Source organism: Pseudomonas sp. SMV7, from assembly GCF_052041995.1.
Lineage (GTDB): Bacteria > Pseudomonadota > Gammaproteobacteria > Pseudomonadales > Pseudomonadaceae > Aquipseudomonas.
This window is the reverse complement of record NZ_JBKGGT010000007.1, coordinates 84,666-107,935: the sequence shown is the minus strand read 5'-3', so window position 1 is coordinate 107,935 and position 23,270 is coordinate 84,666. Positions and strand designations below refer to the sequence as shown.

20 protein-coding genes, 2 tRNA genes and 1 pseudogene are annotated in these 23,270 nt (G+C 63.9%); 17 read left to right on the top strand and 6 right to left on the bottom strand.

Annotated features, from left to right (window positions below; translation table 11 throughout):
• Complete coding sequence (gene motB, locus ACLEJP_RS11150; RefSeq protein ID WP_440806390.1) at positions 1–1,014, top strand: flagellar motor protein MotB; 1,014 nt, start codon at positions 1–3, stop codon at positions 1,012–1,014.
• A gap of 176 nt (positions 1,015–1,190) precedes the next feature.
• On the opposite strand, the gene rsgA is transcribed toward motB, so the two are convergent.
• Complete coding sequence (rsgA, locus tag ACLEJP_RS11145) at positions 1,191–2,222, bottom strand: small ribosomal subunit biogenesis GTPase RsgA (RefSeq protein ID WP_440806388.1); 1,032 nt, start codon at positions 2,220–2,222, stop codon at positions 1,191–1,193.
• 146 nt (positions 2,223–2,368) lie between these two features.
• On the opposite strand from rsgA, the gene orn reads away from it, so the two are divergent.
• Positions 2,369–2,911 (top strand): oligoribonuclease, encoded by a 543-nt coding sequence (gene orn / locus ACLEJP_RS11140; RefSeq protein WP_440806385.1) that lies wholly within the window; start codon positions 2,369–2,371, stop codon positions 2,909–2,911.
• 100 nt (positions 2,912–3,011) lie between these two features.
• The gene (locus tag ACLEJP_RS11135) at positions 3,012–3,623 is read left to right on the top strand and encodes a trimeric intracellular cation channel family protein (protein WP_170033022.1); all 612 of its coding nucleotides are present in this window, start codon (positions 3,012–3,014) and stop codon (positions 3,621–3,623) included.
• Between the two features lie 137 nt (positions 3,624–3,760).
• On the opposite strand, the gene queG is transcribed toward ACLEJP_RS11135, so the two are convergent.
• Complete coding sequence (gene queG, locus ACLEJP_RS11130; protein ID WP_440806595.1) at positions 3,761–4,825, bottom strand: tRNA epoxyqueuosine(34) reductase QueG; 1,065 nt, start codon at positions 4,823–4,825, stop codon at positions 3,761–3,763.
• Positions 4,826–4,890: 65 nt separating this feature from the next.
• Here queG and ACLEJP_RS11125 point away from each other — a divergent pair, with 65 nt between their 5' ends.
• From ACLEJP_RS11125 to ACLEJP_RS11060, 14 genes and pseudogenes are all read left to right on the top strand, one after another.
• Positions 4,891–5,751, top strand: a complete 861-nt coding sequence (locus ACLEJP_RS11125; RefSeq protein WP_289133693.1) for an NAD(P)H-hydrate dehydratase — start codon at positions 4,891–4,893, stop codon at positions 5,749–5,751.
• A gap of 2 nt (positions 5,752–5,753) precedes the next feature.
• Entirely contained in the window at positions 5,754–6,212 is a 459-nt protein-coding gene (gene tsaE / locus ACLEJP_RS11120) for a tRNA (adenosine(37)-N6)-threonylcarbamoyltransferase complex ATPase subunit type 1 TsaE (protein ID WP_406822297.1), read from the top strand.
• Between the two features lie 11 nt (positions 6,213–6,223).
• Positions 6,224–7,654 (top strand): N-acetylmuramoyl-L-alanine amidase, encoded by a 1,431-nt coding sequence (locus ACLEJP_RS11115; protein ID WP_440806381.1) that lies wholly within the window; start codon positions 6,224–6,226, stop codon positions 7,652–7,654.
• Entirely contained in the window at positions 7,651–9,549 is a 1,899-nt protein-coding gene (gene mutL, locus ACLEJP_RS11110; protein WP_440806379.1) for a DNA mismatch repair endonuclease MutL, read from the top strand. The genes ACLEJP_RS11115 and mutL overlap by 4 nt, the downstream gene beginning before the upstream one ends.
• A gap of 1 nt (position 9,550) precedes the next feature.
• Complete coding sequence (gene miaA / locus ACLEJP_RS11105; RefSeq protein ID WP_440806377.1) at positions 9,551–10,522, top strand: tRNA (adenosine(37)-N6)-dimethylallyltransferase MiaA; 972 nt, start codon at positions 9,551–9,553, stop codon at positions 10,520–10,522.
• A 94-nt stretch (positions 10,523–10,616) separates the two neighbouring features.
• Positions 10,617–10,877, top strand: coding sequence for an RNA chaperone Hfq (gene hfq / locus ACLEJP_RS11100; RefSeq protein WP_003258160.1), 261 nt, complete (start codon positions 10,617–10,619; stop codon positions 10,875–10,877).
• A gap of 12 nt (positions 10,878–10,889) precedes the next feature.
• Positions 10,890–12,191, top strand: coding sequence for a ribosome rescue GTPase HflX (gene hflX / locus ACLEJP_RS11095; protein WP_225779435.1), 1,302 nt, complete (start codon positions 10,890–10,892; stop codon positions 12,189–12,191).
• A gap of 96 nt (positions 12,192–12,287) precedes the next feature.
• A complete protein-coding gene (gene hflK, locus ACLEJP_RS11090; RefSeq protein ID WP_440806375.1) occupies positions 12,288–13,469 on the top strand; it encodes an FtsH protease activity modulator HflK in 1,182 nt (393 codons plus the stop codon).
• Complete coding sequence (gene hflC / locus ACLEJP_RS11085) at positions 13,469–14,338, top strand: protease modulator HflC (protein ID WP_296233903.1); 870 nt, start codon at positions 13,469–13,471, stop codon at positions 14,336–14,338. The genes hflK and hflC overlap by 1 nt, the downstream gene beginning before the upstream one ends.
• Positions 14,339–14,639: 301 nt before the next feature.
• Entirely contained in the window at positions 14,640–15,827 is a 1,188-nt protein-coding gene (locus ACLEJP_RS11080; RefSeq protein WP_440806372.1) for an ATP phosphoribosyltransferase regulatory subunit, read from the top strand.
• A gap of 56 nt (positions 15,828–15,883) precedes the next feature.
• Positions 15,884–17,176, top strand: a complete 1,293-nt coding sequence (locus ACLEJP_RS11075) for an adenylosuccinate synthase (RefSeq protein WP_063911922.1) — start codon at positions 15,884–15,886, stop codon at positions 17,174–17,176.
• A 629-nt stretch (positions 17,177–17,805) separates the two neighbouring features.
• Positions 17,806–18,498 (top strand): annotated as a pseudogene (locus ACLEJP_RS11070) (methyl-accepting chemotaxis protein); the annotation flags it as partial.
• A gap of 21 nt (positions 18,499–18,519) precedes the next feature.
• The gene (locus ACLEJP_RS11065) at positions 18,520–19,404 is read left to right on the top strand and encodes a methyl-accepting chemotaxis protein (RefSeq protein ID WP_440806592.1); all 885 of its coding nucleotides are present in this window, start codon (positions 18,520–18,522) and stop codon (positions 19,402–19,404) included.
• Between the two features lie 60 nt (positions 19,405–19,464).
• Entirely contained in the window at positions 19,465–19,935 is a 471-nt protein-coding gene (locus tag ACLEJP_RS11060) for a DUF2867 domain-containing protein (protein WP_440806370.1), read from the top strand.
• A 32-nt stretch (positions 19,936–19,967) separates the two neighbouring features.
• Here ACLEJP_RS11060 and ACLEJP_RS11055 read toward each other — a convergent pair whose 3' ends face one another.
• From ACLEJP_RS11055 to ACLEJP_RS11040, 4 genes are all read right to left on the bottom strand, one after another.
• A complete protein-coding gene (locus ACLEJP_RS11055) occupies positions 19,968–21,533 on the bottom strand; it encodes an ABC transporter permease (protein ID WP_170033009.1) in 1,566 nt (521 codons plus the stop codon).
• The gene (locus ACLEJP_RS11050; protein ID WP_170033008.1) at positions 21,533–22,546 is read right to left on the bottom strand and encodes an extracellular solute-binding protein; all 1,014 of its coding nucleotides are present in this window, start codon (positions 22,544–22,546) and stop codon (positions 21,533–21,535) included. Before ACLEJP_RS11050 ends, ACLEJP_RS11055 begins: the two co-directional genes overlap by 1 nt.
• A gap of 211 nt (positions 22,547–22,757) precedes the next feature.
• A tRNA-Leu gene (locus tag ACLEJP_RS11045) sits at positions 22,758–22,844 on the bottom strand.
• Between the two features lie 88 nt (positions 22,845–22,932).
• Positions 22,933–23,019: transfer RNA gene (locus ACLEJP_RS11040), tRNA-Leu, on the bottom strand.
• Positions 23,020–23,270 lie beyond the last annotated feature (251 nt).

The window sequence follows — 23,270 nt, the reverse complement described above, 5'->3', positions numbered from 1 at the left end:
ATGGAGAACAATCAGCCCATCATCGTCAAGCGCGTCAAGCGCTATGGCGGCGGCCATCACGGCGGCGCCTGGAAAATCGCCTTCGCCGACTTCGCCACGGCGATGATGGCGTTCTTCCTGGTGCTGTGGTTGTTGTCCACGGCCACGCCGGAGCAGAAGATCGCCATTGCCGGCTACTTCAAGGACCCGATCGGCTTTTCGGAAAGCGGTACGCCGTACATCATCGACCTGGGTGGCTCACCGCAGCTGGCCCCGGAAAAGACCATCAACCCCGAGGCCAAGTCGGAGCCGACGCCTGATACCAGCATCCAGCTGGACAAGGATCAGGTGGAGACCATGGCCGAGCAGGTGGAACGCGAGCGTCTGGAACTGTTGCTGCAGGAGCTGCAGAACAAGGTTGAGGAAAACCCGCAACTGCAGAAGTTCAAGGACCAGATCCTGTTCGAGATCACCCAGGACGGCCTGCGCATCCAGATCATGGATGCCGAGAACCGGCCAATGTTCGACATCGGCAGTGCGCGTCTGCAGCCTTACTTCGAAGACATCCTGCTGGCCATGGCCGACACCATCAAGGCGGTGCCGAACAAGATCAGCATCAGTGGCCACACCGATGCCAAGCCGTATGCCGGCAGTGGTGAGTTCGGCAACTGGGAGCTGTCGGCCAACCGGGCCAACGCTGCGCGTCGTGCGCTGGTGGCTGGTGGCTATCCGGATGGCCAGGTGGCGCGGGTGGTGGGTTATGCCTCGTCGTCGCTGTTCGACCGCAACAACCCGTTCAACCCGGTCAACCGCCGCATCGACATCATCGTGCTGACCAAGAAGGCCCAGCGCAATATCGAGGGTGAGCAGGGTTCGCCGGAGGCACCACCTGCCGCGCCTGCCGCGCCGGGCGCTGCGGCACCGGTTGTGCCAGGGGGGGCCGAGCAGGCACCCATGCAGCCGCGTGAACTGCGCCAGAAGCTGAACATCTTCGAAGAGGGGACGTTGAAGATGGATGAGGCCAAGGACCAGTAACCCCTACAGGGTCGCGCTGTAGCTGAAGCAAGCGCGGAACCTGTGGGAGCGGGCTTGCCCGCGAACACGGGCGAAGCCCGTGCCAACCACCGCGGTGCCTGCTTCGCGGGCACGCCCGCTCCCACAGGATTGGCGTGGCCCTTGAGCCTTGTGCAGTACCTGCGGGAGCGGGCAGGTCAGTAAGCGTCTTCCGGCAGGCTGGCGATGATCGAGCGGTAGCTGTTCATCCGTTGCGGTTTGATACGCCCCTCGTCCAGCGCCTTGAGCAGCGCACAGCCTGGTTCACGGTCATGCTTGCAATCGCGGAAGCGGCAGGTGCCGAACAGGTCGCGGAACTCGATGAAGCCATCTTCCACATCGCTGCGGCTGACGTGGCCAAGGCCGAATTCGCGGATGCCCGGCGAGTCGATCAGGTCACCGCCATTTGGGAAGTGGTAGAGCCGCGCAGTGGTGGTGGTATGGGTGCCCTGGCCAGACCATTCCGACAAGTCGCCGACGCGAGTACCGGCGTCCGGCAGCAGGCTGTTGACCAGCGATGACTTGCCCACCCCCGACTGGCCGACGAACACGCTGATGTGGCCGTCGAGCATCTGCTGCAGGCGTTGCATGCCGTCACCGTGGTGCGCCGATACTTCCAGCAGCGGGTAGCCCAGCTCGCGGTACACCTCAAGCAGCGCACGCAGGCCCGGGCCGTTCTGGTCATCGATCAGGTCGGCCTTGTTCAGCAACAGCAGCGGGCGAATGCCGGCATGCTCGGCTGCGACCAGGTAACGGTCGATCAGGTTGGGGTGCGGTTCGGGGGCCGGGGCGAAGACGATCACGATCAGGTCGACGTTGGCCGCCACCGGCTTCAGCTGGCCATGGTTGTTCGGCCGGCACAGCTCGGTGCTGCGCGGCATCTGCGCGACGATCACGCCGATGCCCTGGTTGCCCGCGCGCCAGACCACACGGTCGCCGGTGACCAGGGCCGGCAGGTTGGCGCGCAGGTGGCAGCGGAACACCTGGCCTGCGGCTTCGCCGTCCTGGGCCTCCACCTCTACCTGCACACCGAAGTGCGCGATCACCAGGCCCAGTTGCTCCGGCCCCAGGTCGCCACCCTCCAGTTCCTGCAGCACATGCTGCTCGCGTTTGGCCGCACGCGCGGCGCGCTCGTTCTGGATTTTTTCGATGCGCCAGTTCTGGCGGCGGTTGAGCTGGCGTTTGGCCATGAAGGTTCCGTGCGTGGTGGGGCAGGTTGAAAACGGCAGGCAGTTTAGCACGCCAGGCGCCGGACCATTTCGCTTACCTGCGTGGCGTGAATGGGCGTGCCCTGGCCACTGCGCTACTATGAACGCCTATAGGAGGAGCCCCCTGCATGCAAAACCCACAGAACCTGATCTGGATCGACCTGGAAATGACCGGCCTGGATCCGGACAGCGACGTCATTATCGAAATGGCCACCATCGTCACCGACAGCGAGCTGAACACCTTGGCCGAAGGGCCGGTGATCGCCATCCATCACAGTGACGACGTGCTGGCACGCATGGACGAGTGGAATACCCGCACCCATGGCGCTTCGGGCCTGACCCAGCGCGTGCGCGAGAGCAAGGTCGGCATGGCCGAAGCCGAGGCGCAAACCATTGCCTTCCTGGAGCAGTGGGTACCGAAAGGCAAGTCGCCGATCTGCGGCAACAGCATCTGCCAGGACCGCCGCTTCCTCTACCGGCACATGCGCAACCTGGAAAGCTACTTCCACTACCGCAACCTGGATGTATCGACCTTGAAGGAGCTGGCTGCACGCTGGGCGCCTTCGGTGCGCGACAGCTTCAAGAAGGGCAACACCCACCTGGCGCTGGACGATATCCGCGAATCGATCGCCGAGCTGCGCCACTACCGCGAACACTTCATCAAGGTGTGAGTCGAAAAGGCGCAGATATTGTATCTGCGCCCCCTTTTGGTGCCATGTGCAACTGGTTAGACTGCGCGCCTTTCTCGCCCGCCCGCACGGACCCTGCACCATGTTGTTGATGCTCTACCTCATCGCCATTACCGCCGAAGCCATGACCGGCGCGTTGTCTGCCGGCCGCCGCGGCATGGACTGGTTCGGCGTGGTGCTGATCGCCTGCGTCACTGCCCTGGGTGGCGGCTCGGTGCGCGACGTGCTGCTTGGGCATTACCCGCTGACTTGGGTGAAGCACCCGGAATACCTGGTGTTGACCAGCTGTGCGGCGTTGCTGACCATTTTCATCGCGCCGATGATGCGCCGCCTGCGCTCGCTGTTCCTGGTGCTCGATGCCCTGGGGCTGGTGGCCTTTACCCTGATTGGCTGCATGACTGCGCTGGAAATGGGGCAGGGCATGCTGGTGGCTTCGCTCAGTGGGGTGATTACCGGGGTGTTTGGCGGGATCCTGCGGGATATCTTCTGCAATGACATTCCCTTGGTGTTCCGTCGCGAGTTGTACGCCAGCGTCTCGTTTGCAGCGGCCTGGTTCTACCTGGGCTGCGTGTACTTCAAGGTGCCGGCGGAGCAGGCGATGCTGCTCACATTGTTTGGCGGCTTCCTGTTGCGCCTGCTGGCGATCCGTTTCCACTGGGAAATGCCCAAGTTCCACTACAACGACCAGCAGTAACGCAGTTCTGGTACAACATGCCCCCTGTGGGAGCGGGCGTGCCCGCGAACACCGGCAGAGCCGGTGCCATCCACCGCGTTGTCTGATTCGCGGGCACGCCCGCTCCCACAATGGGGCGTAAGCTCTGGGCTGGTTCGCTATTGAACGCCGTGCTGCGCCAACGCCCACTCCACGTGTTCGCGCACCAGCACCGAGGCATCCGCGCGCCGCGCTTTCAAGGCTTCGATCACCGGGATCGTCGACGGCGCATTGCCCAGCCCCACCGCGAGGTTGCGCAACCAGCGCTCATACCCGGCCCGGCGCAGCGGCCCGCCCTCGGTCTTGCGCAGGAACGTCCTTTCATCCCACAGGAACATCTCGGCCAGCTCGGCATTCTCCAGGCCATGGCGTGGCTGGAAGTCCTGCTCCTGGCTGGGCCTGGCAAAGCGGTTCCACGGGCAGACGATCTGGCAATCATCGCAACCGAACACCCGGTTACCCATCTTGGCGCGCAGCTCGACGGGGATCGGCCCCCTCAGTTCGATGGTCAGGTACGAGATGCAACGTCGCGCATCCAGCACATAGGGCCCGACGAAGGCCTGGGTCGGGCAGATGTCCAGGCACGCCTGGCAGCGCCCGCAATGCTCGCTGCTGGTGGCTTCATCCACCGGCAGCGGCAGGTCGACGAACAGTTCGGCGAGGAAGAAATAGCTGCCTGCCTTGCGGTTGAGCAACAGCGTGTTCTTGCCGATCCAACCCAGCCCGGCCTGCTCGGCCAGGGCCTTTTCCAGCACGGGGGCGCTGTCGACGAAGGCGCGGTAGCCGAACGGGCCGATGGCCTCCTGAATACGGTCGGCCAGGAACTGCACGCGCTTGCGCACCAGCTTGTGGTAGTCCCGCCCCAGCGCGTAGCGCGAAACGTAGGCCTTTTCCGGCTGCGCCAGGCGCTGCGCCATCTGCGTGTCGCCGGGCAGGTAGTCCATGCGCAGCGATACCACGCGCACGGTGCCGGGGATCAGCTGCTCCGGGTGCGCGCGCTTGCTGCCGTGGGCGCCCAGGTACTCCATCTCGCCCTGGTAGCCGGCATCGAGCCAGCGTTGCAGGTGGTGTTCGTGTTCGCCAAGGTCGACCCCGGCGATGCCAACGTGGGCAAAACCGAGTTCTTGGCCCCAAATCTTGATGGATTGGGCCAGTTGGGCGAGGTCAGGCGTACAAGCGGACATGGATGGGCAAGGCATTACGGGCTCAGGTGCGTATAATTCTGCCAGACATTGGAGCCTTTGACCGCATGCCGCAGACCAAACACCCCAGCCATGCCCCGCAACTGCTCAGCAGCGTGAGTGTCGCCCGCCTGCCGGCGCGGCAGGCGCAGGCTCACAAAGGCGACTTCGGCCATGTGCTGGTGGTCGGTGGCGACCTCGGCACCGGTGGCGCCGTGTTGCTCAGCGCCGAAGCCGCGCTGCGCTGTGGTGCCGGGCTGGTCAGCGTGGCGACCCGCCCTGAGCATGTGGCTGCCGGCCTCACCCGCATGCCCGAGACGATGTGCCTGGGGGTCGAATCGGCCAACCAGCTGATGGCGGTGCTGGAGCGTGCTTCGGTGCTGGTGGTCGGCCCGGGCCTGGGCCAGGCGGCCTGGGGCCGCAGCCTGCTGTCGGCGGTGGCCAATGCCGAGCGCCCGCAGGTGTGGGATGCCGATGCCCTGAACCTGCTGGCGCGCACCCCGCTGGCCCTGCCCAGTGGCAGCATTCTCACCCCGCACCCGGGCGAAGCGGCGCGGCTATTGGGGATTTCCACCGAGGCGGTGCAGGTCGACCGCCAGGGCGCCGCGCGCAAGCTGGCGCGGCGGTACAACAGTGTCTGCGTGCTCAAGGGCGCTGGCACGCTGGTCGCCGACCCGGCCGGGCAGCTGCTGCTGTGTGAACGTGGCCACCCGGCGATGGCCGGTGCCGGGCTGGGCGATGTGCTGACGGGCGTGCTGGCGGCGCTGTTGGCCCAGGGCCTGGATGCCTGGCAGGCAGCGGGGCTGGGAGTATGGCTGCACGCCTGTGCGGGCGAGCGCCTGGGAAGCAAAGGTAGAGGCCTGGCCGCCAGCGATCTGGCACCGGTCATTCGTGAGTTGTTGGAGGAGCATTCTGCGTGTCTGGCTTAAACCTGTTTCTGGCCGATGAAGCGGCTACGGTCGCCTTTGGCGCACAACTGGCCGAGGTGACCGGCGGTCACGGCGTGATCTTTCTGGAGGGTGACCTGGGCGCGGGCAAAACCACGCTGTCGCGTGGCCTGATCCGTGGCCTGGGCCATACTGGTGCAGTGAAAAGCCCGACCTTCACCGTGGTCGAACCCTACGAAATCGGTGAGGTGCGGGCGTTCCACTTCGACCTGTACCGCCTAGTCGATCCGGAAGAGCTGGAGTTCATGGGGATTCGTGACTATTTCGAGGGCGACCCGCTGTGCCTGTTCGAGTGGCCACAAAAGGGTGCGGGCGTTTTGCCAAAGCCTGACCTGACCATTACCATAAGCCCCCAAGCGGGCGGACGCTCGCTGAACCTTTCGCCGCAGGGGGCTCGCGGCGAGGCCTGGTGCGTGGCACTGGCCGAACATCATAAACAGTAAGTGGGGTAGGTATGCGCATACGCGCACTGGTCGCCATCGTTGGGCTGCTGCTGACAACGGTGACCGTTGACGCTCTGGCCGTCACTCAAGTCAAGAGCATGCGCCTGTGGCGCGCGCCAGACAACACGCGGCTGGTCTTCGACCTGTCTGGCCCTGTGCAGCATAGCGTCTTCACCCTGAGCGCACCGGATCGCCTGGTTATCGACATCAATGGCGCGACCCTGGCCGCACCGTTGAACGTGGCTACCTCCAATACGCCGATCAGCAGCGTGCGTTCGGCCCAGCGTACCCCGACCGACCTGCGCGTGGTGGTCGACCTGAAAAAGTCGGTCACCCCGAAAAGCTTCACCCTGGCGCCCAATGCCCAGTACGGCAACCGCCTGGTGGTCGACCTGTACGACCAGGAAGCCGACGCCATTGCCGCCAGTGCGCCAACCCCGCCACCGGCACCGGTACAAACGCCTGCAACCACGCCGGCCGTGCCGGTCACTCCGGCCCAGCCCGCGATCAAGCTGCCGCCGGTACCCAACGGCAAGCGCGACATCGTGGTAGCCATCGACGCCGGACACGGTGGCGAAGACCCGGGTGCCTCCGGCTCGCGTGGCCAGCATGAGAAGGACATCGTGCTGCAGATCGCCAAGGAGCTGCAGCGCCAGATCAACAGTGAAAAAGGCTTCCGTGCCGAGCTGACCCGCACCGGCGACTATTTCATTCCGCTGCGCAAGCGTACGGAAATCGCCCGCAAGAAGGGCGCCGACCTGTTCATCTCGATCCATGCCGATGCCGCACCGTCGCGCGCCGCCTTTGGCGCCTCGGTGTTCGCCCTGTCCGACCGCGGCGCCACCTCCGAGACCGCGCGCTGGCTGGCTGATACGGAAAACCGCTCCGACCTGATCGGTGGCGCCGGCAACGTCAGCCTCGACGACAAGGACCGTATGCTCGCCGGGGTGCTGCTCGACCTGTCGATGACCGCCACGCTCAGCTCCAGCCTCAACGTCGGGCAGAAGGTGCTGGGCAACATGGGGCGTATCACCTCGCTGCACAAGCAGCGCGTGGAGCAGGCTGGCTTCATGGTGCTGAAGTCGCCAGATATTCCGTCGATCCTCGTTGAAACCGGGTTCATCTCGAACAACAACGAAGCGGCCAAGCTTGCCACCGCGAGCCACCAGCAGGCCCTCGCCCGTTCGATCCATACCGGTGTACGCCAGTACTTCCAGCAGAACCCGCCGCCTGGCACCTACATCGCCTGGCTGCGCGACACCGGCAAGATCGCCGCAGGCCCGCGTGAGCACACGGTGCGCCCTGGCGAGACCCTGGCGATGATCGCGGTCCGCTACCAGGTCAGCGTGACCAGCCTGCGCAGTAGCAACAGCCTCAAGTCCGATGAGCTGAAGGTTGGCCAGCGCCTCGATATTCCTGCCACCACATTGGCCTCGCAATGAGTGGTGGTTCGCGCATCCAGCTGCTCAGCCCGCGGCTGGCCAACCAGATTGCCGCCGGCGAAGTTGTCGAGCGGCCGGCTTCGGTCGCCAAGGAACTGTTGGAAAACAGCCTGGACTCCGGCGCCCGACGCATCGACGTGGAGGTGGAGCAGGGTGGCGTCAAGCTGCTGCGGGTGCGTGACGATGGCAGTGGTATTTCCGCCGACGACCTGCCGCTGGCCCTGGCCCGCCACGCCACCAGCAAGATTCGCGAACTGGAAGACCTCGAAGGGGTGTTGAGCCTGGGCTTCCGCGGCGAGGCCCTGGCCTCGATCAGCTCGGTGGCGCGCCTGACCCTGACTTCACGTACCGCCGGCGCGACCGAGGCCTGGCAGGTGGAAACCGAAGGCCGCGACATGACCCCGCGGGTGCAGCCGGCGGCACATCCGGTAGGCACGTCGGTGGAAGTGCGCGACCTGTTCTTCAACACTCCGGCGCGGCGCAAGTTCCTCAAGGCCGAGAAAACCGAATTCGACCACCTGCAGGAAGTCATCCGGCGCCTGGCACTGGCGCGCTTCGATGTCGGCTTCCACCTGCGCCACAACGGCAAGAGCGTCCTCAGCCTGCATGAGGCCCACGACGAAACCGCCCGGGCGCGGCGGGTCGGCGCCATCTGCGGCCCGGGCTTCATGGAACAGGCGCTGCCGATCGATGTGGAGCGCAACGGCCTGCGCCTGTGGGGCTGGGTCGGCCTGCCTACTTTTTCGCGCAGCCAGGCCGACCTGCAGTATTTCTTCGTCAATGGCCGTGCGGTGCGCGACAAGCTGGTCGCCCATGCCGTGCGCCAGGCCTACCGCGATGTGCTGTTCAACGGCCGACACCCGACCTTCGTGCTGTTCCTGGAGCTGGAGCCCAACGGCGTCGACGTCAACGTGCACCCGACCAAGCATGAAGTGCGTTTCCGCGAAGGGCGCTCGGTGCACGATTTCCTCTATGGCACCCTGCATCGCGCCTTGGCCGACGTGCGTCCGGAAGACCAGCTGGCCGCGCCTGCCGCCGTGCCTGAAATCATCCGCGCCACCGGGCCGCAGGCCGGCGAGTTCGGTCCGCAAGGCGAAATGCGCCTGGCCTCACCGGTGCTCGAACAGCCACGGGCCCCGCAGCAGTCTTACGCGGGCGGCGGCAGTGGTGCGGGCTACCAGTACCAGTACACCCCGCGCCCTGCGCAACCGCTGCCGGCCGCCGAAGCGCAGGCGGTGTATCGCGAGTTCTACAAGCCGCTGGATGAAGGCGTGGTCGCGGCGTCGACGCTGCCCGAAAGCCAGGGCGACATTCCCCCGCTGGGCTACGCCCTGGCGCAGCTCAAGGGCATCTATATCCTCGCCGAGAACGCCATCGGCCTGGTGCTGGTCGACATGCACGCAGCCCACGAACGCATCATGTACGAACGCCTGAAGGTGGCCATGGCCAGCGAAGGCCTCAGTGGCCAGCCGCTGCTGGTGCCCGAAACCCTGGCCCTGAGCCAGCGCGAAGCCGACTGCGCCGAAGAGCACGCGCAGTGGTTCCAGCGCCTGGGCTTCGAACTGCAGCGCCTGGGCCCGGAAACCCTGGCGATTCGCCAGATCCCGGCCTTGCTCAAGCAGGCCGAGGCCAACCGCCTGGTGCAGGATGTGCTCGCCGACCTGATGGAATACGGCACCAGCGACCGCATCCAGGCGCACCTGAACGAGCTGCTCGGCACCATGGCCTGCCACGGCGCCGTGCGCGCCAACCGGCGCCTGGCGATCCCCGAGATGAACGCCCTGCTGCGCGACATGGAAAACACCGAGCGCAGCGGCCAGTGCAACCACGGTCGGCCCACCTGGACCCAGATGGGCCTGGACGACCTGGACAAACTCTTCCTGCGCGGTCGATGACATGAGCGGCAAGCCCCCTGCAATATTCCTGATGGGCCCGACGGCAGCCGGCAAGACCGACCTGGCCATCGAATTGACCAAGGTTCTGCCCTGCGAGTTGATCAGCGTCGACTCGGCACTGGTCTACCGTGGCATGGACATCGGTTCGGCCAAGCCATCGAAGGAAATCCTCGCCACCTATCCGCACCGGCTGATCGACATTCGCGACCCGGCCGAGAGCTACTCGGCTGCGCAGTTCCGTGCCGATGCCCTGGAGGCGATGGCCGAAATCACCGCGCGCGGCAAGATCCCGTTGCTGGTGGGCGGCACCATGCTCTATTACAAGGCGTTGATCGATGGGCTGGCCGACATGCCGGCCGCCGATGCTGCGGTACGTGCCGAGCTGGAGGCCCAGGCCGAAGCCCTGGGCCTGGCCGAGTTGCACCGCCAGCTGGCCGAGGTCGACCCGGAGTCAGCGGCACGCATCCACCCCAACGACCCACAACGGTTGATCCGCGCGCTGGAGGTCTACCGGGTAAGTGGCGAGAGCATGACAGCCCATCGCCAGCGTCAATTCGCGGAAAGTCGCGACGCAGACGCAGGCGCTGGCGGACATTTGCCCTATACTGTCGCAAGTTTGGCGATTGCTCCTACAGATCGTCACATATTGCATGAGCGAATTGCGTTACGATTTTCGCAAATGTTGGAACAGGGCTTTGTCGATGAGGTCCGATCGCTGCGGGCCAGAAGTGACTTGCACGCGGGGCTGCCGTCTATACGGGCAGTGGGGTATCGGCAAGTCTGGGACTACCTCGACGGCAAGCTGACTGAGAATGAGATGCGTGAACGCGGTATCATTGCCACCCGGCAGCTGGCCAAGCGGCAGTTTACCTGGTTGCGTGGCTGGCCTGACGTGCACTGGCTTGACAGCCTGGCCTGCGACAATCTGTCCCGCACCTTGAAATACCTCGGGGCCATCTCCATATTGAGCTGAGTCCCTGCTGATTGCCGTCTATTCTTGCGAAGGGGCGGCCTAATTTATCGATTTTCTTGATTTTCTATTATTGATCCTTACAGGAGTGCGGCATATGTCAAAAGGGCATTCGCTACAAGACCCTTACTTGAACACCTTGAGAAAAGAAAAGGTCCCGGTATCCATTTACCTGGTCAACGGCATCAAACTGCAGGGCTCGATCGAATCCTTCGACCAGTTCGTGGTACTGCTGAAGAACACCGTCAGCCAGATGGTCTACAAGCACGCTATCTCGACCGTGGTTCCTGCACGTCCGGTTCGCCTGCCAAGCCCGTCCGATTCCGAACACGGCGACAGCGAGCCAGGCAACGCCTGATAGGAGCCTGCATTGTTCTTTGAGCGCCACGGTGGTGGTGAGCGGGCGTTGCTCGTTCACTTGGAAGGTCAGAACCCTGAGGCGCGCGAAGACCCGCAGGAGTTTCAGGAGCTGGCATTGTCGGCCGGTGCCGACATCGTCTCGCTGGTCACGGTGTCAAGGCATCAGCCTTCCGCCAAATACCTGATTGGCAGCGGCAAGGTCGAAGAGTTGCACGACCTGGTCCATGCCGAACAGGTAGACCTGGTGATTTTCAATCACACCCTCACGCCCAGTCAGGAGCGCAACCTCGAACGCGTGTTCGAGTGCCGTGTGCTCGACCGTACCGGGCTGATCCTCGATATCTTCGCCCAGCGGGCGCGTACCCATGAAGGCAAGCTGCAGGTCGAACTGGCCCAGCTCGAGCACATGAGCACGCGGCTGGTCCGCGGTTGGACCCACCTTGAACGGCAGAAGGGTGGTATCGGCCTGCGCGGCCCGGGTGAAACCCAGCTGGAAACCGACCGTCGTCTGTTGCGGGTACGCATCCGCCAGATCAAGTCGCGCCTGGAGAAGGTGCGCAGCCAGCGTGAGCAGGCGCGTCGCGGGCGCAAGCGCGCGGACATCCCGTCGGTGTCGCTGGTGGGTTATACCAACGCCGGCAAATCCACGCTGTTCAATGCCCTCACTGCATCCGAGGTGTATGCCGCGGACCAGCTGTTCGCCACCCTTGACCCCACCCTGCGTCGGCTCGAGCTGAACGACCTGGGGCCGATCGTGTTGGCGGACACCGTGGGTTTCATTCGCCACCTGCCGCACAAGCTGGTCGAGGCATTTCGGGCTACGCTCGAAGAGTCGAGCAACTCCGACCTGTTGCTGCATGTGATCGACGCCCATGAGCCAGAGCGCATGGAGCAGATCGAGCAGGTGCTGGCGGTGTTGGGCGAGATTGGTGCCGAAGGGTTGCCGATCCTCGAGGTGTATAACAAACTCGACCTGCTCGAAGAGGTCGAGCCGCAGATCCAGCGCAATGCCGATGGCAAGCCAGAGCGGGTCTGGGTATCGGCACGCGATGGGCGTGGCCTGGAGCTGGTCGGCCAGGCGATTGCCGAGTTGCTGGGGGATGATCTGTTTGTCGGTACCCTGTGTCTGGAGCAGCGTTTTGCCCGCTTGCGCGCGCAATTCTTTGCCTTGGGTGCCGTGCAGAGTGAAGCGCATGATGAAGAAGGGCGCAGCCTGCTGAGCGTGCGACTGCCCAGGGTGGAACTGAATCGCCTGGTCAGCCGCGAAGGCATGGAGCCGCAAGTGTTTGTCGAGCAACACACTTTGCAATAAATGCTCGTCGAGGTCGCCGGGCAGCAGTGACAGGCATTCTGTAGCATTGGACGGCGCGCCGTGGGCGCGTCTTTGCTTTATCAGATGGAGAGCGCTATGGCTTGGAACGAGCCGGGTGGCAACTCGAACAATCAGGATCCCTGGGGCGGCCGCCGTGGTGGCGGTGGCGGCGGTGGTGACAAGAAAGGTCCGCCGGATCTGGACGAGGCCTTCCGCAAATTGCAGGACAGCCTGAACGGCATGTTCGGCAGTGGCAAGAAACGTGGCGGCGGCGACCGCAATGTCGGCAAGGGCGGTGGCCTGGGCCTGCTGGGCATCGGCCTGGCGGTACTGGCTGCAATCTGGCTGTACAGCGCCGTGTATGTGGTCGACGAGCAGGAGCAGGCCGTGGTGCTGCGCTTCGGCAAGTACTATGAGACGGTCGGTCCCGGCCTGAACATCTACTTCCCGCCGATCGATCGCAAGTACATGGAAAACGTCACGCGCGAGCGTGCCTACACCAAGCAGGGCCAGATGCTGACCGAAGACGAGAACATCGTCGAGGTGCCGCTGACCGTCCAGTACAAGATCAGCAACCTGCAGGACTTCGTGCTTAACGTCGACCAGCCCGAGGTCAGCCTGCAGCACGCGACCGAAAGCGCCCTGCGCCACGTGGTGGGTTCCACCTCGATGGACCAGGTGCTGACCGAAGGCCGCGAGCAGATGGCCGTGGATATCCGCGAACGCCTGCAGCGCTTCCTCGACAACTACCGCACGGGTATCACCGTTACCCAGGTCAACGTGCAGAGCGCGGCAGCCCCGCGTGAAGTGCAGGAGGCCTTCGACGACGTGATCCGTGCCCGCGAAGACGAGCAGCGTGCGCGCAACCAGGCTGAGTCCTACGCCAACGGCGTGGTGCCGGAAGCGCGTGGTCAGGCCCAGCGCATCATCGAGGATGCCAACGGTTACCGTGACGAAGTCATTGCCCGTGCCAAGGGTGAGGCCGACCGCTTCAGCAAGCTGGTTGCCGAGTACCGCAAGGCTCCTGACGTGACCCGTCAGCGCCTGTACCTGGAGACCATGCAGGAGGTCTACAGCAATTCGAGCAAGGTCATGGTGGCGACCAAGGATGGGCAGAACAACCTGCTCTACCTGCCGCTGGACAAGATGGTCGAAGGCAGCCGCAACCCGTCCGCGCCAATCACCAGCGTGTCGCCATCGGTCAACGATGCGGCCGCCCGTGCGGCGCAGGACCTGCAACAGCAACAGCAGCCGCTGCGCACTAGGGAGAGCCGCTGATGAGCAACCGATCGCTGATCGCCCTGATCGCCGCCGTGGTCCTGGCCATCGTCGCCTGGAACAGCTTCTATATCGTGGCCCAGACCGAGCGTGCAGTAATGCTGCGCTTCGGTAAGGTGGTCCAGGCGGATGTCCAGCCGGGCCTGCACGTGAAGATTCCGTACGTGAACCAGGTGCGCAAGTTCGATGCCCGCCTGATGACCCTCGACGCCCCGACCCAGCGGTTCCTGACCCTGGAGAAGAAAGCAGTGATGGTCGACGCCTACGCCAAGTGGCGCGTCAAGGATGCCGAGCGCTTCTACACCGCCACTTCCGGCATGAAGCAGATCGCCGACGAGCGTCTGTCGCGTCGTCTGGAAAGTGGCCTGCGTGACCAGTTCGGTAAACGCACCCTGCACGAGGTGGTTTCCGGTGAACGTGACGCGCTGATGGCTGACATCACTGCATCGCTCAACCGCATGGCCGCCAAGGAGCTGGGTATCGAGGTGGTCGACGTACGCGTCAAGGCCATCGACCTGCCGAAGGAAGTCAACCGTAGCGTGTTCGACCGCATGAGCACCGAGCGTGAGCGTGAGGCCCGCGAGCATCGTGCCAAGGGTAACGAACTGGCTGAGGGTATCCGTGCCGATGCCGACCGTCAGCGCCGCGTACTGCTGGCCGAAGCTTATCGCGAAGCAGAGGAAACCCGCGGTGACGGCGACGCCCAGGCGGCCGCCATCTACGCCAAGGCCTACACCCAGGACGCCGATTTCTATGCGTTCTACCGTAGCCTGCAGGCGTACCGCGAGAGCTTCTCGAGCAAGAGCGACGTGCTGGTCCTGGACCCGAAGAACGAGTTCTTCCGTTTCCTGGACAAGAGCAGGCCGTGATGCTCAGGCCCTGATTTCAATGTAGCGGCACCCCGCCCGGCAGCTAAAACACCTGGCGGGGTGCATCCTGATTGAAAAGGGGTGTATGATGAGGCAGCCGGGAAATTTCCCGGCTTTTTTGCGTCTGCAAGGTTGATTGGCAAACCGCCAGTTGACGGTTTGGTCAGGTCGCATGGCAATTCGAGGGTATCGGGTACGGTGGCTGCGCTGGGATCAGTGCTGCCCGCTGCTGTGCGCGGTACCGGCTTTACTGACGGCTCGCCTGCTGGCAAGCCACCCGGACCAGAGGGGAAATGGCGTAATGGCAACGGTAGACCGCTGGCTACTGCCAGATGGCATCGAGGAAGTACTGCCACCTGAGGCTGCGCGCATCGAGATCGCGCGCCGCCAGGTGTTGGACCTGTTCCAGAGTTGGGGCTACGAACTGGTCGTCACCCCGCATATCGAGTACCTGGAGTCGCTGCTCACCGGCGCCGGCCAGGACCTGGATCAGCGCACCTTCAAGGTGGTGGACCCGCAGTCCGGCCGCCTGATGGGCTTCCGCGCCGACTTCACCCCGCAGGTGGCACGCATCGATGCCCACACCCTGCGCCGTGAAGGCCCGAGCCGCCTGTGCTATGCCGGCAGCGTGCTGCACGCCCAACCGCGTGCCCTGTCCACCTCGCGCAGCCCGATCCAGCTGGGCGCCGAGTTGTACGGCGATGCCAGCCCTACCAGCGATGTCGAGGTCATCAGCCTGATGCTCGCCACGTTGCAACTGACCGACGTCCCGGATGTGCACATGGACCTCGGCCATGTCGGTATCTACCGTGGCCTGGCCCGCGCTGCCGGCCTGTCTGGTGCGGTCGAGCAGCAACTGTTCGATGCCCTGCAGCGCAAGGCCGTCGATGAGGTCCAGGCGTTGACCGCCGACCTGCCGAAGGACCTGGGCAACATGCTGCGCGCGCTGGTCGAGCTGTGCGGTGGTCGTGAAGTGCTGGCCGAGGCCCGCGTGCGCCTCGGCCGTGCCCCGGCCAGCGTGCTGGCGGCGCTGGATGACCTGCTGGCGATCGCCGATCGCTTGGCATCGCGCTTCCCCGAGCTGCCGTTGTACTTCGACCTCGGCGAACTGCGCGGTTACCACTACCACACCGGCGTGGTGTTCGCCGTGTTCGTGCCTGGCGAAGGCCAGTCGATCGCCCAGGGTGGGCGCTACGACGACATCGGCGCCGACTTTGGCCGGGCACGCCCGGCCACCGGTTTTTCCACGGATTTGAAGACCCTGGTCACACTGGGGCGAGCGGAGGTCGTATTGCCAGCTGGCGGCATCTGGATGCCGGACAGTGGCGACGCGGCCCTCTGGCAGCAAGTCTGCCAGTTGCGCAACGAGGGCCAGCGTGTGGTTCAGGCCCTGCCTGGCCAGCCGTTGAGTGCTGCTCTCGAGGCGGATTGTGATCGGCAATTGATTCAGCAAGACGGGCGCTGGCAGGTTCTGCCGCTGACCCAGTGAGTTTCTGCGTCGGCAACAGGCCGACAACCAAGTTTGCGTGAATGAGGACCAATGTAATGGGTAAGAATGTCGTCGTCCTGGGCACCCAGTGGGGTGATGAGGGCAAAGGCAAGATCGTCGATCTGCTGACCGAACATGCTGCCGCCGTAGTGCGCTACCAGGGTGGCCACAACGCGGGTCACACCCTGGTGATCAACGGTGAAAAGACCGTTCTGCACCTGATTCCCTCGGGCATCCTGCGTGAAGGCGTACAGTGCCTGATCGGCAACGGCGTGGTCGTTGCACCGGACGCGCTGATGCGTGAAATCACCAAGCTGGAAGAGAAGGGCGTACCGGTGCGCGAGCGCCTGCGCATTTCCCCGGCTGCGCCGCTGATCCTGTCGTACCACGTGGCCCTGGACCAGGCCCGCGAAAAAGCCCGTGGCGAAGCCAAGATCGGCACCACCGGCCGTGGTATCGGCCCTGCCTATGAAGACAAGGTCGCCCGCCGCGGCCTGCGCGTGGGCGACCTGTTCCACCGTGAGCGTTTCGCTGCCAAGCTGGGTGAGCTGCTGGACTACCATAACTTCCAGCTGGTGAACTACTACAAAGAGCCGGCCATCGACTTCCAGCAGACCCTGGACGAGTGCATGGCCTACGCCGAACAGCTCAAGCCGATGATGCTCGACGTCACTGCCGAGCTGCACAACCTGCGTCGTGCCGGCAAGGACATCATGTTCGAAGGCGCCCAGGGTTCGCTGCTGGACATCGACCACGGTACCTACCCGTACGTCACCAGCTCCAACACCACCGCTGGCGGTATCTCCACCGGTTCCGGCGTTGGTCCGATGTACCTCGACTACATCCTCGGTATCACCAAGGCCTACACCACTCGCGTGGGTTCCGGTCCGTTCCCGACCGAACTGTTCGACGAGACTGGTGCTACCCTGGCCAAGCGTGGCCACGAGTTCGGTTCCACCACTGGCCGTGCCCGCCGTTGCGGCTGGTTCGATGCCGTCATCCTGCGTCGCGCCATCGACGTCAACAGCATCTCGGGCATCTGCCTGACCAAGCTGGACGTGCTGGACGGCCTGGAAACCATCAACATCTGCGTGGGCTACAAGAACGAGAACGGTGCCGTCATCGACGCGCCTTCCGATGCCGACAGCTACATCGGCCTGGAGCCGGTGTACGAAGAGATGCCAGGCTGGAGCGAGTCGACCCTGGGCGTGAAAACCCTGGAAGAACTGCCAGCCAATGCGCGCGCCTACATCAAGCGCATCGAAGCGCTGATCGGTGCGCCGATCGACATCATCTCCACCGGCCCGGACCGCAACGAGACCATCGTGCTGCGTCATCCGTTCGCCTGATCTGCCCGCCAGGCTGATCTGACGCCGTGGCTCTGAAAGGGGCCGCGGCGTTTTCATTTGTGCTTTCCTGCACCGGCCTCTTCGCGGGTTTGCCCGCTCCCACAGAGCCTCCACAAATTTCAGAATGTGCGGGGTCCCTGTGGGAGCGGGCAAGCCCGCGAAGAGGCCGGTACAGGAAAACCCATTGCTAAACCTTGGCACTTATCCCTGCTGCCCCCGGCACAACCCTTGCTGTAAGAAGCTTCTGAAGATGCCATCAAAGTAGTGGCGCCAGAATACACGAGGGTTTCACCGTGTCTGCCATCCTCTCACTGTTACGAAGCCGCCTTTTGCGGCCTGTGTTTGTTGCCCTTGGTATCGCCCTTTTGGTGCAAGTGCTGGTAGCCGTTGCGCTTACCCGCAGCACGGTCACGTCACTGGAGGCCGAACTGGGCGAACGCCTGGGTAACGACAGCCGCGAACTCGCCAGCGATCTCGAACAGGCCGGGCAAGATGTCCGCTCGGGCCTCGACAGCCTGTCCAGCAGCACCCGCCAGCGCCTGAGTGCAGGGTTGTCGGCACGCCTGCAAAGCGAACAGCAGCAACTGCGCGGTACCCTGGAAAAGAACCTCAAGGACTCCACCAACGACATGGCTCAGCTGCTGGCCTCGGTGGCCCCGCGTGCGATCTGGGACAACGATGTACCGGTGCTCTCGGACTTTGCCCGGCGTGCCCAGCGCAACCCCAACGTGTTGTTCGTGGTGTATGACGATGCCCAGGGCCAACACCTGACCCGCTACCTGAACCGGCAGAACCCGATCAACCAGGCGTTGATGGACAAAGGCCAGGGCGAGCGAGCGCTGGACAAGGTGATCGATGCCGCCCGACGTGACCCGGCGGTGTACTTCGTCGAAGCCTCGATCAGCCCCAATGGCGCGGAAATAGGCAAGGTGATCATGGGCGTTTCCACGGCCGGCATCGATCAGGAGCTCAAGGCCCTCGACCAGCGCTTCACCGCCCTGATCGCCAGCGGCGAGCAGCTGGTCGGCGATAGCCTGGTCGGTGCTGCTGCCGAGAGTGGCAAGACCCTGCGCGAGCGTCTGGAGAAGGCGCAGGGCAGTGCTGCTGCCATGCAGGCCAACACCGCCCAGACCGTGCGCGATGCCGCTGCCGAGCTGCGCTGGCGTATCGGTCTGGGCCTGGTACTGGTCGGGCTGGGCGTTCTGCTGGTGGTGGCCGTGGTGCTGGGGCGCCGGGTGCTGAGCAAGCTGCGCCTGTTGATTGCCGCCCTCGACGACCTGGCGGCCGGCGAAGGCGACCTGACCAAGCGCGTGCCGCTCGACAGCCGCGACGAAATCGGTGACATGGCTTCGGCGGTTAACCGCTTCGTCGACAAGCTGCAACCCATCGTCCGCGAGGCCGGCGAGGTGGCCCAGCGTACCGGAGTCGAGATCGGCGCGATGGCCCAGCGCAATGCCGGCGCCGATGCTGCCGCCGCGCTGCAACGCGATGAAGTGGCGGCCAGCCTGCGCGACCTGTCGAGCATGGCTGATGAGGCGCAGGCCGAAAGCCATGCGATGCAGGCGGCGCTGCAACAAGTCGTGGACATTCGTCAGGCCACCGATGAAAACAGCCGCACCTCGACCCAGCTGGCCGGCTTGATCGAGAACCTGGCCGGGCAGGTGGAAACCGGCTCGCAGGTGATCGAGCGGCTGGCCAAGCAGAGTGAACAGATTGAAGTGGTGCTGACGGTGATCCACGGTATTGCCGAACAGACCAACCTGTTGGCCCTCAACGCTGCCATCGAGGCGGCCCGGGCCGGCGAGACCGGGCGCGGGTTCGCCGTTGTGGCCGATGAAGTGCGGGCATTGGCGAGCAAGACGCAAAGCTCCACCGGGGACATCCAGGCGCATATCGCCGCCTTGCAGAAAGGTGCCAAGGAAGCCGTGGCGACCATCAGCCAGGCCGGGCTCAAGGCCAGTGAGGGGCTGCTGGTGCTGCGTGACAATGAACGTCGTCAGCAGTCAGTGCAGGCGGCGGTCGAGCAGGTGCATGCGGCCATCGGCCTGGCGACCCGGGCAGCCGAACAGCAGGCCCATGGTGCGCAGGCAGTACGGGGGCGAGTGGAGAACATCCACGCACAGGCCGAGCGCTCGGCCGAGGTGGTGATGCAGACCACGGCCAGCAGCAAGGTGCTGGATGACCTGGCTGCGCAACTGCGGGCAAGCCTGGGCCAGTTCAGAGCCTGACGCTCCTGCAAGGGGCGGTGTTGCTATGATGGCGGCGACAGATGACAAAGGGAGTTGTTCATGTCTGCCCCACTGGTCGCCGTCCCGGCGGAGCTGGATTTTCTTCATTGCGATGGCATCGTCGTCACTGCGCCAATGACCGCCTTCCAGGCCTACTGCGCCATGACCTCGCACGTCCCAGGCTGGCTGGCCGTGGCCTTCCGCCTGCGCGACGCCATCTCGCGGCGGTTCAATGTTGCCGCCATCCACGGTTTCTCATCACGCCGCCCCGAGCAGGTGCCGTTGGTGGGCGAGCTTCTGGATTTCTTCACTGTCGAGGCGATCAGCGGTCAGCAACTGGTCCTGACTTCGCGCGACACGCACCTGGCGGTAATGGTGAGCCTGGACCTGGCTGAAGCAGGGCAGGGGCGGCAACACTTGCGCGTAACCACCTCGGTGCGGTGCTTCAACAGGTTCGGCCGCCTCTACATGCTGCCGGTCGGCAAGGCTCACGGGCCTATCGTGCGGCGCATGCTGCGTAACATCGCCTGAAGGCTGCTTCGCGGGCAAGCCCGCGAAGCAGGTTACGCCTTGTTCAGGTACATCCGCGTAGTCAGCAGGTAGACCGGCAACCCTGACACCACGATCAGCAGTGCCGCATAAGGCGCAGCGGCCGCGAACTCGACGTTGGCGGTATGGGCCCACACCTCGGTGGCCAAGGTGGTCATGCCGGTAGGGCTGAGCAGCAATGTCGCGGTCAATTCCTTCATGGCATCCAGGAACACCAGGGCAAAGGCCGCAGCCATGGCCGGGAAGATGATCGGCAAGGTCACCCGGCAGAACGCGGCAAAACTGTTCGCGCCCAAGGTGCGTGCGGCTTCCTCCAGTGTCGGCGAAGCCTTGTTCAGCGCAGTACGCACAGGCGACTGGGCCAATGGCAGGAACAGCAGTGCGTAGGCGAGCAACAACAAGGCCGTGGTCTGGTACAGCGCCGGTACATAGTGCAGGGCGAAGAACACCAGAGTCAGGGCGATCACCAGGCCGGGCAGGGCGTGCAGCAGGTACGGCAGGCGTTCGGCCCAGATCGCCAGGCGGCCTTTGTAGCGCACCACCAGGAAGCTGATCGGCAGGGCCAGCAGCACGCAGAAGCCGGCACCACCAAGCGATACCGACAGCGAGGTGAACAGCGCCTTGGAGATGGCCGCCACCGGAAACGCCGCCGATGAGCCCACGCTCAGCCAGTAGCCGAGCATGGCCAGCGGAATACCACTGCCCAGTACTGCCAGGGCGACACAGAACAGCTGCGCCAGTACGGCCCAGCCGCGTAGCCGCACCGGCTGCGCGCGGCGTGCCACGCCCTGGCCGATGCGCACGTGGCGGGCCTTGCCGCGCACGCGCAATTCCAGCCACAGCATCACCAGGCACAGCGCCAGCAGTACTGCCGACAGCATGGCCGCATTGGCATTGCTGAACTCCAGTTCGAACTGCTGGTAGATCGCCGTGGTGAAGGTCTGCAGGCCGAGGATCGACAGCGCGCCGAACTCCACCAGCATGTGCAAGGCAATCAGCAGTGCGCCGCCGAGCATCGATGGCCACAACAATGGCAGGGTGACCTTGACGAATACCCCCCAGCGGCTGCAACCCAGGGTGCGCGCCGATTCCTCCAGCGAGGTATCTAGGTTGCGCAGGGTAGCCGCCACTGGCAGGAACACCAGCGGGTACTTGGACAGGGCCATGACCAGGATCGCCCCGCCCAGGCCTTCGAAGTCCGAGCTCAGCGATACCCAGGTGAAGCTGCTGACGAACGACGGCACGGCGAATGGCAGGCACAGTACCACCCCCCACAGCCTGCGCCCGACCAGGTTGCTGCGCTCCAGCAGCCAGGCCAGGGCCAGGCCGACCACCATGCAGGCCAGCGTCACCCCGACCATCAGCATCAGGGTGTTACGCATCAAACCCCAGACAAATGGCCGCCACAGCAGGTGCAACGCCTCGCGCCAGCCGGCTTCCCAGGCTTTGATGGCGACATAGGCCAATGGCAGCAAGCTCATTGCCACCAGGAACAGCACAGGCAGCACCACCCAGACGGAAGGGCGCTTGCGGCGCGGTACGAAGCGTACCGGCACCGGCTCGGACAGGGCGGCAGTCATCAGAGCAGGCCGACCTCGCGTTCAAGCTCGATGGCTTCCTCGGCATTGCCCAGGTCCGCCGGCGAAATCTTCGGCGGGCGCAGCTCTTCGAACGGTTTCAGGCCACGGTCGGAAACCATGCCCTTGTGCAGCGGGTATTCGGCGGTGGTCTGGGTGATCACGCGCTGGCCTTCTTCGCTGGCCATCCAGTTGAGCAGGGCCTGGGCTTCCTTCGGGTGCTTGCTGGCCTTGACCGCTGCTGCACCGGAGATGGTTACCAGGTTGCCGGCATCGCCATCGGCCAGGTAGTACAGCCTGGAGTCGAGTTTGCCGCGCTCGCGTTCCAGGGCGTACCAGTAGTAGTTGTTCACCAGCACAGCGGCGACTTCGCCTTTTTCCACGGCCTTCAGGGCGACCATGTTGTTGGTGTAGGTCTTGCCGAAGGCTTTCAGGCCGGTCAGCCATTCTTCGGTGGCTTCACGCCCGTGCATCTTCAGGATGGCCACAGCCTGTTCCTGGAATGCTCCGCTGGTGGGTACATAGCCGACGCGGCCATCCCATTCAGGGCCGGCGAAATCCATGACGGTAGTCGGCAGGTCTTTCTCGTCGATCTTCTTCGGGTTGTACACGACCACGCGGGTGCGTGCCGTGACGCCCATCCAGGTGCCGTTGGCGCCAACATATTCCTTGGGCAGCATGTTCAGCGTGGCATCGTCGATCTTTGCCAGCAGGCCCAGCTCGCCCAGGTTGTTCAGGGGCGGGGACTCTTCGGTGTAGATGATGTCGGCCGGCGAGCGGTCGCCTTCCTCGATGATCTGGCTGGCCAGCTGGTTGCTGCTGCCCTTGCGGATGTTGATGTGGATACCGGTCTTGGCCTCGTAGGCCTTGGCGATGGCTTCGCCGATTTCCTTGTGCTGGCCGTTGTACATGGTCAGGGTGACCGGTGCATCTGCCATGGCGGCCGGAGCGCCGATGACCAGGCTCAGCACGGCGGCGGCCAAGGTACGCATCAGCGGTTGCGGGCGGATCGTCATGCGGGTACTTCCTCGCTTACGGCTACATATTTGGAAACAATGGTAAACGAAATCGTTTCTCAAGTGGCCGGATGAGGAGAAATTCATGGGCGGATCGCCTTGGGCCTTGTTGCGCCTGTGAGATCGAGCGCCAGAGCAATCCCGGCAGGAGAGGGCGATACAAAAATCGCAGGCAAGAAAAAACCCACTAGCAAGCTAGTGGGTTTTTGTATGGTGCCCAGGAGAAGACTCGAACTTCCACGACCGTTAAGTCACTGATACCTGAAACCAGCGCGTCTACCAATTCCGCCACCTGGGCAAAGCTTTACATCGTCTGGAGAAGGCGACTATCGTTCGCTTTCACACAGTAGCAACAGATCCTTGGTCATCTGTTACTTGAAAATATTTGGTGCCCAGGAGAAGACTCGAACTTCCACGGCCGTTAAGCCACTGATACCTGAAACCAGCGCGTCTACCAATTCCGCCACCTGGGCACACATTCGAGATCAAAAGATGCTTTACAGCGTCGTTCATCTCTACTACAACTTCGGGGTTGTCCGTCGTTGTGGTGCGCACTATACGGACGGCCCGGGGGGCTGTAAACCCCCTGAGCAAAAAAAATTTCAAAAAATTCAACTTGTTGATTCCGCAGGCCTATTCCTGTCCGCACGAGGTGCCGGTGGGGCTGTCCAAGGCTGACATTTCCGGTTTCAATACGCCTATGCCAGAATTCCTATCTATATAC